Source organism: Herbiconiux aconitum, assembly GCF_024979235.1.
Lineage (GTDB): Bacteria > Actinomycetota > Actinomycetes > Actinomycetales > Microbacteriaceae > Herbiconiux > Herbiconiux aconitum.
Window position 1 is genome coordinate 1,637,955 of the sequence record NZ_JANLCM010000002.1, and the last position, 7,886, is coordinate 1,645,840.

6 protein-coding genes are annotated in these 7,886 nt (G+C 68.0%); 2 read left to right on the plus strand and 4 right to left on the minus strand.

Annotation, left to right across the window (positions count from 1 at the left end; all coding sequences use genetic code 11):
* The first annotated feature begins 239 nt into the window (after positions 1–239).
* On the plus strand, positions 240–914 hold the full coding sequence (gene lexA, locus N1027_RS19225) for a transcriptional repressor LexA (RefSeq protein ID WP_259510326.1): 675 nt from the start codon (positions 240–242) through the stop codon (positions 912–914).
* Between the two features lie 187 nt (positions 915–1,101).
* On the opposite strand, the gene metE is transcribed toward lexA, so the two are convergent.
* From metE to hflX, 3 genes are all read right to left on the minus strand, one after another.
* Complete coding sequence (gene metE / locus N1027_RS19230) at positions 1,102–3,432, minus strand: 5-methyltetrahydropteroyltriglutamate--homocysteine S-methyltransferase (RefSeq protein WP_259510328.1); 2,331 nt, start codon at positions 3,430–3,432, stop codon at positions 1,102–1,104.
* Positions 3,429–4,418, minus strand: coding sequence for a methylenetetrahydrofolate reductase (locus N1027_RS19235; protein ID WP_259510330.1), 990 nt, complete (start codon positions 4,416–4,418; stop codon positions 3,429–3,431). Before N1027_RS19235 ends, metE begins: the two co-directional genes overlap by 4 nt.
* Positions 4,419–4,706: 288 nt before the next feature.
* Positions 4,707–6,260: a GTPase HflX gene (hflX, locus tag N1027_RS19240; protein WP_259510333.1), complete on the minus strand. Its 1,554-nt coding sequence runs from the start codon at positions 6,258–6,260 to the stop codon at positions 4,707–4,709.
* 40 nt (positions 6,261–6,300) lie between these two features.
* Between hflX and N1027_RS19245 the strand changes: the two genes are divergently transcribed.
* Entirely contained in the window at positions 6,301–6,906 is a 606-nt protein-coding gene (locus N1027_RS19245; protein WP_259510335.1) for a class I SAM-dependent methyltransferase, read from the plus strand.
* 20 nt (positions 6,907–6,926) lie between these two features.
* Here the strand turns inward: N1027_RS19245 and dapF are convergent, their stop codons facing one another.
* Complete coding sequence (dapF, locus tag N1027_RS19250) at positions 6,927–7,805, minus strand: diaminopimelate epimerase (protein WP_259510337.1); 879 nt, start codon at positions 7,803–7,805, stop codon at positions 6,927–6,929.
* Positions 7,806–7,886: the final 81 nt, after the last annotated feature.

Sequence of the window (7,886 nt, forward strand, 5' to 3'; positions counted from 1 at the left end):
TCCTGAGGGATTCGCACCGGCGCTCGGCCGGGAGCGCCGGTGCGAAGTTATGTTCCGAATGTATATTCGATTTTTCGTGTCGTCAAGTCGAAATGTCTTCGAGAATCAGCGACACACTCGAATTCATGTACGTTTTCGAGCAGTTCTCGGATACAGTTTCGACCAACAGGAGAACTCAATCACCAGCCACCGACATTGATGCGGTGAAGGCGATCAGATCGACCAGAAAGCAGGTAGACGTGGCGAACGATGCGGGCCGCACCCGGCGGCGAAAGAGCCTGAGCGACAAGCAGCTCGCCATCCTCGACGTCATCCAGCGCTCGGTGATCGCGCGGGGCTACCCGCCGAGCATGCGCGAGATCGGCGACGCCGTCGGGCTCTCCTCCCTGTCGAGCGTCACGCATCAGTTGAATCAGCTCGAGCTGAGCGGTTACCTCCGGCGCGATCCCAACCGGCCGCGCGCGATGGAGGTGCTGATCGACGTTCCGGGGTCGGATGCGAATCAGACCCCCGACATCGACTCCGCCCCACCCGTGGGCGACGCGACGCTCGTGCCGCTGGTCGGCCGCATCGCGGCAGGCATCCCGATCACCGCCGAGCAGCAGGTCGACGAGGTCTTCCCCCTCCCCCGCCAGCTCGTCGGCAACGGCGACCTCTTCATGTTGAAGGTGGTCGGCGAATCGATGATCGACGCGGCGATCTGCGACGGCGACTGGGTGGTCATCCGTCAGCAGAACACGGCAGAGAACGGCGACATCGTGGCCGCCATGCTCGACGAGGAGGCCACGGTCAAGGTCTTCCGCCAGCGCGACGGTCACACCTGGCTGCTCCCCCGCAACAGCAACTTCGAGCCCATCCTCGGCGACTTCGCCACCGTCCTCGGCAAAGTGGTCGCCGTTCTCCGCGCGGTCTGAGCCCATCTCACGCGGTCTCGTCCCTCACCGAGTGGATCAGCACGAGATCGAACGCGACAGGCCGCTCCAGGACGACCCAGGGTGAGCGCGCGGCCGCGTCAGCGACCGCTCGCGAACATGTCGCGCGGCGCCGGGCAGGGACCGGCGACGCCCGTGGAGCCCGCGCGAAGCACGGGCCCCACGGCAGCTAGACACCCACGCGAGCGCGCACCAGGCGGGTGGCCTCCAAGACGTTGCGCAATGATGCAACGGTCTCGTCGTAGCCACGCGTCTTGAGACCGCAGTCGGGGTTCACCCACACCTGGCGCTCCGGGATCGACGCGAGCGCCTTCTCCAGCAGCTCGGTGACCTCCTCGACCGACGGCACGCGGGGCGAGTGGATGTCGTAGACGCCCGGGCCCACCCCGTGGTCGAAGCCGCTCGCCTCGATGTCCTGCACGACCTCCATGCGCGAGCGGGCCGCCTCGATGGAGGTGACGTCGGCGTCCAGCTTGCGGATGGCGTCGATCACCACACCGAACTCCGAGTAACAGAGGTGGGTGTGGATCTGGGTCGAGGCCCGCACCCCCGCGGTCGCCAGCTTGAACGATCCCACCGACCAGTCGAGGTAGGCGTTCTGGTCGCGCTTCTTCAGCGGCAGCAGCTCGCGGAGCGCCGGCTCGTCGACCTGCACGATGGGGATGCCCGCGGCTTCCAGGTCGTGGATCTCGTCGCGCAGCGCGAAGGCGACCTGGCGTGCGGTCTCACCGAGCGGCTGATCGTCGCGCACGAACGACCAGGCGAGGATGGTGACCGGTCCGGTGAGCATGCCCTTGACCGGCTTCGACGTGAGGCTCTGCGTGAACACCGACCAGTCGACCGTGATCGGGGCGGGCCGCGACACGTCGCCCCAGAGGATCGACGGTCGCGTGCAGCGGCTGCCGTAGGACTGCACCCAGCCGTTCTCGGTCACCGCGAACCCGTCGAGGTTCTCGGCGAAGTACTGCACCATGTCGTTGCGCTCGGGCTCCCCGTGCACGAGCACGTCGAGTCCGATCTCCTCCTGCAGCTCCACCACGCGACGGATCTCGTCGCGCATCAGCTCGCTGTAGTCGTCGGGTGAGAGCTCGCCCTTCACGAGACGCGCTCGGGCCCGGCGGATGTCGCCGGTCTGGGGGAACGACCCGATCGTGGTGGTGGGAAGGAAGGGCAAACCGAGCGCCGCTTCCTGGGCCTCGAGTCGGGCGGCGTAGGCGTCGCGCTCGAAGTCACCTCCGCTGAGGGCCGCTTCGCGCAACCGCACGTCACCGTCGCGCACACCCGGCGCGGCCAGGCGGTCGGCCAGAGCCGCGGTCGCCTGATCGAGCTCCTCTTCGATGACCACGCGCCCTCCGCTGAGTCCATGGGCGAGCGTCGCGATCTGTTGCACTTTCTGGTCGGCGAAGGCCAGCCAGCTCGCGAGGCGCGGGTCGAGCTTCGACTCGTCCTCGACGTCGTGCGGCAGGTGGAAGAGCGAAGTCGACGATGACACCGAGACGTTGAAGGTCAGCGCGCCGAGTGCCTCGAGCTTGTCGTAGGCGGCAGCCAGGTCGCCCCGCCAGATGTTGTGGCCGTCGATGACGCCGCCCACCAGCACGGTCTCGCCCAGGTGCCCGAGCGCGGGGTCGAGTGCGTTCGGCAGCGATCCGCGCACCAGGTCGAGCCCGATGGCTTCGACTCCGGATGCGACGAGCACCGGCAGCGCGTCGTCGAGACTGTTGTAAGCGGAGGCCACGAAGATCGACGGGCGCTCCCCCGTGGTCAACGTCGCGTAGGCGCTCTCGACCGCCGCCAGTGTCACGGCGCGCGGCACGTCGACGCTCTCACTGACGAGCCCGGACTCGTCGAGCTGCACCCACTCGGCGCCGGCCTCGGCCAGCGTCGCCAGCAGCTCCTGGTAGACCGGGAGCAGGTCGGCGAGGCGATCGAGCGGCTGGTAGCCCTCGGGGGCGTCGTCGCTCGCTTTGCTCAGCAGCAGGAAGGTCACCGGCCCCACGATCGAGGGCCGCGTGAGGTAGCCTTCGGCCTTCGCCTCGAGGAACTCGTCGAGGATGCGCTCGCTCGCCAGCGAGAAGGCCGTCTCCGGTCCGATCTCGGGCACGAGGTAGTGGTAGTTGCTGTCGAACCACTTGGTCATCTCGAGCGGTGCCCGGGATCCCTCGCCGCGTGCGATCGTGAAGTAGCCCGCGAGGTCGATCCGCCCGTCGGCGTCGACCAGGTCGGCGAAGCGGGAGGGCACGGCGCCCACCGTCACCGCCGCATCCAGCACCTGGTCGTAGTAGGAGAAGCTCTCGGGGATCGACGAGTCACTCTGGCCGAGGCCGAGCTCGACAAGCCGCTCGCGGGTGGCGGAACGAAGGCCCGCCGCCGTGCGCTCGAGTTGCTCGGCGCTGATCGATCCCGCCCAGAAGGCTTCGACGGCCTTCTTGAGTTCGCGGCGACGGCCGATGCGCGGGTAGCCGAGGATGGTGCCGGCAGGGAACGAGGTCTGGTTGCTCATGCGTATTCCTTGATCGGTGGGGAGGGGACGAGCCCGCACTCGCGGAGGACGGCGAGTGCGGCGTGGTGCTGGTTGAAGGTGTAGAGGTGGAGAGACGGGGCGCCACCGACGATCACGGTGCGGGCGAGATCGGAGGCGTGCGCGACCCCGATCCGGAAACGCACGTCATCGTCGGGAGCGTCCTCGAGCGAACGGATCAGGTCGACCGGAACGTCTTGACCGGAGAGCTCCGCGATGCGCCGCAGCCGGGTGGGCGTGGTGACCGGCATGATGCCGGGCACGATCGGCATCGTGACGCCGCCGTCGCGGGCGCGCTCCACGAAGCCGAGGTAGTCGTCGGCGTGGAAGAACAGTTGGGTGATCGCGAAGTCAGCGCCCGCGACCTGCTTGGCGAGCAACGCGTCGACGTCGTGAAAACCGGCGTTGCTCCGCGGATGCCCGTTCGGGAACGCCGCGACCGACACCTCGAGCCTCCGGCGTCCGTCTTTGACACGGGAGGCCCGGGGAAGGCCAGGAACGTCTTCTTCGATGTAGGGCATCCGCTCGGCCTGCACCCGATGGATCAGCTGCACCAACTCGCTCGCGCTCCCCAGGTCGCCCAGCACGACGTCGTCTTCGCTCGAACCCCGGGGCGGGTCGCCGCGCAGCGCGAGAAAGCTCGAGACACCTGCCTCGAGGAACTCGCGGATGACCGTGGTCGCCTCGGCATACGACGAGCCGACGCAAGTGAGATGAGCCAACGGCCGCACCGACGTGGTGTCGAGGATGTGGCGCAGCAGGTCGATCGACGCATCGCGGCTCGATCCGTTCGCTCCGTAAGTGACCGAGATGTACTCCGGATGCGCGGCCGCGAGCACCGCGACCGTCTCCCGCACCGCGCGAGTCGCCTGCTCGGTGCGCGGCGGGAACAGTTCGAAGGAGAACGGAACCGTGGGACAGTCGGGCTCCGAGCCGAGCGACGACGACGCGGCAGACGATGTGGACATCGGTCGTCCTCCCTGTCGCTCGTGCGCCGAACGCCTCGCGGAGGGGGACCGCTGCTTCGAGGCCGCACGCGACCACGGCGCATCCGGGAACCATCTCCGGTGGGAGGCGCATCGTGGGCGGATGCCGGGCTCGGCTGTCGCTCCTGCTGCCACGGATGCGGCAGCGAATGCCCCGACTCTAACAAGCGGGGGCGGGAGACGACAGAGCCGTGACCGAATGTGACAGGAAGCCCGCAGACGCGAAGAAGCCCGGGGCACGCTCCAGCGCACCCCGGGCTTCCGGCACGGTCAGCGAGTGACCGCGAACTCTTCCAACCGCTCCTCGAACTCCGGGTTCACGAGAGCCCGCACGTGAGTGCCGGCCTCCTCGTAATCGGTGCTGAGAACCGTGTTCTTCTCATGCAGCATGGTCACGACGTCACCGCGCTCGTAGGGCACGAGCAGGTCGACCTCGACGGTCGGCCTCGGAAGCATCTCGTCGATGGCCGCCAGCAGCTCCGGGATGCCTTCGCCGGTTCGGGCCGACACGAAGATCGCGTTCGGCTCGAGGCCGCGCAGCACCAGCCGGTCGTCGGGCGCGACCAGGTCGCTCTTGTTGAACACCACGATCTCCGGGATGCCGCGGGCGCCGGCGTCGCCGAGCACGTCGCGAACCGTCGTGATCTGGCTCGCCGGATCGGGATGCGATCCGTCGACCACGTGCACGACGACATCCGAACCGGCCACCTCTTCGAGGGTCGAACGGAATGCCTCGACCAGCTGGTGAGGCAGTTGCCGCACGAAACCCACGGTGTCGGCCAGCGTGTACGGCCGGCCATCGGCGGTCGAGGACTTGCGCACCGTGGCATCCAGCGTCGCGAACAATGCGTTCTCCACGAGCACGCCCGCGCTCGTCACCCGGTTGAGCAACGACGATTTGCCGGCATTGGTGTAACCGGCGATCGCGACGCTCGGCACGGCGTTGCGCACGCGGTTGGCCCGCTTCGCATCGCGCGCCGGCTTCATCTCCTTGATCTGCTTACGCAGCTTGGCCATCCGGGTGTGGATGCGGCGACGGTCGAGTTCGATCTTCGTCTCACCCGGTCCGCGCGAACCCATACCGGCGCCGGCGCCACCCACCTGGCCACCGGCCTGGCGGGACATCGACTCGCCCCACCCGCGAAGACGCGGGAGGAGGTATTCGAGTTGCGCGAGTTCGACCTGCGCTTTGCCCTCGCGGCTCTTGGCGTGCTGGCTGAAGATGTCGAGGATGACGGCCGTGCGGTCGATCACCTTGACCTTCACCACGTCTTCGAGCGCACGACGCTGGCTCGGGGCCAGCTCGGTGTCGGCGATGACGGTGTCGGCACCGAGCGACTGCACGATGGCGCGCAATTCCTCGGCCTTGCCTTTTCCGAAATAGGTGCTCGGGTCGGGATGCGGCCGGCGCTGCAGCAGGCCGTCGAGCACGACGGCTCCCGCGGTCTCGGCGAGGGCGGCGAGCTCGTGCAACGAGTTCTCCGCGTCGCCCAACGTGCCCTGCGAGTAGACGCCGATGATCACGACGTTCTCGAGCCGCAACTGGCGGTATTCGACCTCGGTGACGTCTTCGAGCTCGGTGGAGAGCCCGGCCACTCGCCGGAGCGACTGGCGGTCTTCGCGGTCGAACTGGTCGCCGTCGTAGTTGGCACCCGACGCATCCGCTGTCGCTGTTCCGATCGCATCGGGGCGCTGAAGCGCCTGCGCCGAACCGGTGGCGAACAGCGAGTAGCCGCTCGAGCGGCTCTCGGCGCTCGACAGCACGCGGGCGACGACGTCGTCGGTGGTGGTGGTGTCCGTGTCAACGGTCTCGTGGTCTGACATTGCAGCCAAGACTAGCCTCCTTGTTTGCTAGATTCCCTCTATGGATGGCGAGCACTACTTCTCTGCGCAACCGGCGGGAGAACTCTCCCTCCGTGAGATCGACGTCACCTTGGCCGGCGCTCCCTACCGCCTCACGACGGCGTCGGGCATCTTCAGTCCCGAACGGATCGACACCGGCACCCAGGTGCTGCTCGCGAACGTGCCCACTCCTCCGCCCGGCGGGAATCTGCTGGATCTCGGATGCGGATGGGGGCCGATCGCACTCTCACTCGCCCTGGAATCACCGCACGCGACGGTGTGGGCGGTCGACGTGAACGAGCGCGCTCTGGATCTGGTTCGTAGAAATTCTCACATCATGGGTCTGAAGAATATCAACGCCTGCCGCCCTGAGGATGTTCCCGATGGTCTCGGATTCATGACGATCCGGTCGAATCCGCCCATCCGCGTCGGAAAAGACGTGCTGCATTCGATGATGCGCACGTGGCTTCCGCGGCTGGAGGAGGGAGCGGATGCCTGGCTCGTCGTGCAGAAGAACCTCGGGTCGGATTCGCTGCAGCGCTGGCTCGAGGCGGAGTTCCCTTCGCTCGCGGTTTCGCGCACCGCCACCAGCAAGGCCTTCCGAGTGCTTCGGGTGCGGAACCGCTAGACCGTTAGATCGCCAGGTCGTTAGATCGCCAGGTCGCCCTCGAAGACGAGTTCCGCAGGGCCGGAGAGCGCGACGTGCTCGCCGTCTTCGGTGGGGAACATCCGCACTCCCACCACTCCGCCGGGAACGGCGACGCTCCAGTTGTTCGGCGCACCCTGGCCGGCCCAGTAGCGCGTGGCGAGGGCTGCCGCCGCAGCGCCCGTGCCGCAGGACAGCGTCTCGCCACTCCCCCGCTCGTGCACGCGCATCCTGATGTGACCGACGCCGTCACGCACGAGGGGCTCGCCGGGCACCACGAACTCGACGTTCGCACCCTCGATGGGCGCGGGCTCGAGGTGCGGGATGAAGGTGAGGTCGGCGTCGTCGAGCTCGTCGTCGTCGGCCAGAGCCACGACCACATGCGGATTGCCGATGTTGATGCCGAGGCCAGGGCGGGCGACCTGGAGGTTCTTCGCCCGCACGAGCGGTTCGCCGCCGTCGAGCTTCCAGCGGCCGAGGTCGACCTGGAAGCCCAGCTTGTTCAACTGCACGTCGCGCACGCCGCCGCGGGTGCCGATGGCCAGCGTCTCGCCGGGGGCGAGGGTGGCCAGACCGTTGTCGAGCAGGTAGCGGGTGTAGACCCGGATGCCGTTGCCGCACATTTCGGAGAGCGAGCCGTCGGCGTTGTAGTAGTCCATGAACCACTCGGCCGCCTCGTCTTCGGCCAGCGCGGCAGCTCCGGCGTCGAGGCTGCGCGAGCGCACGACCCTGAGGATGCCGTCGGCCCCGACACCGAAATGCCGGTCGCAGATCGCGGCGATCTGGGTGGGGCTGAGGTCGATCTCGCCGTCGGGGTCGGTGAAGAGCACGAAATCGTTTCCGGTGCCCTGGCCCTTGGTGAAGTGGAGGTCGGCTGGCATGGATCAAGTCTAGGGGCGCTCCGCGGGCGCTCGGCGCGGCCCGGCGCGGGTCGGCGCGGGCGGCGCGGGCCGGCCCGCGCG

Bases quoted from the DNA above. Each gene is read 5' to 3' on its own strand.
- metE (WP_259510328.1), bottom strand. From the start codon at position 3,432: ATGAGCAACCAGACCTCGTTCCCTGCCGGCACCATCCTCGGCTACCCG.
- N1027_RS19235 (WP_259510330.1), bottom strand. From the start codon at position 4,418: ATGTCCACATCGTCTGCCGCGTCGTCGTCGCTCGGCTCGGAGCCCGAC.
- hflX (WP_259510333.1), bottom strand. From the start codon at position 6,260: ATGTCAGACCACGAGACCGTTGACACGGACACCACCACCACCGACGAC.
- N1027_RS19245 (WP_259510335.1), top strand. From the start codon at position 6,301: ATGGATGGCGAGCACTACTTCTCTGCGCAACCGGCGGGAGAACTCTCC.
- dapF (WP_259510337.1), bottom strand. From the start codon at position 7,805: ATGCCAGCCGACCTCCACTTCACCAAGGGCCAGGGCACCGGAAACGAT.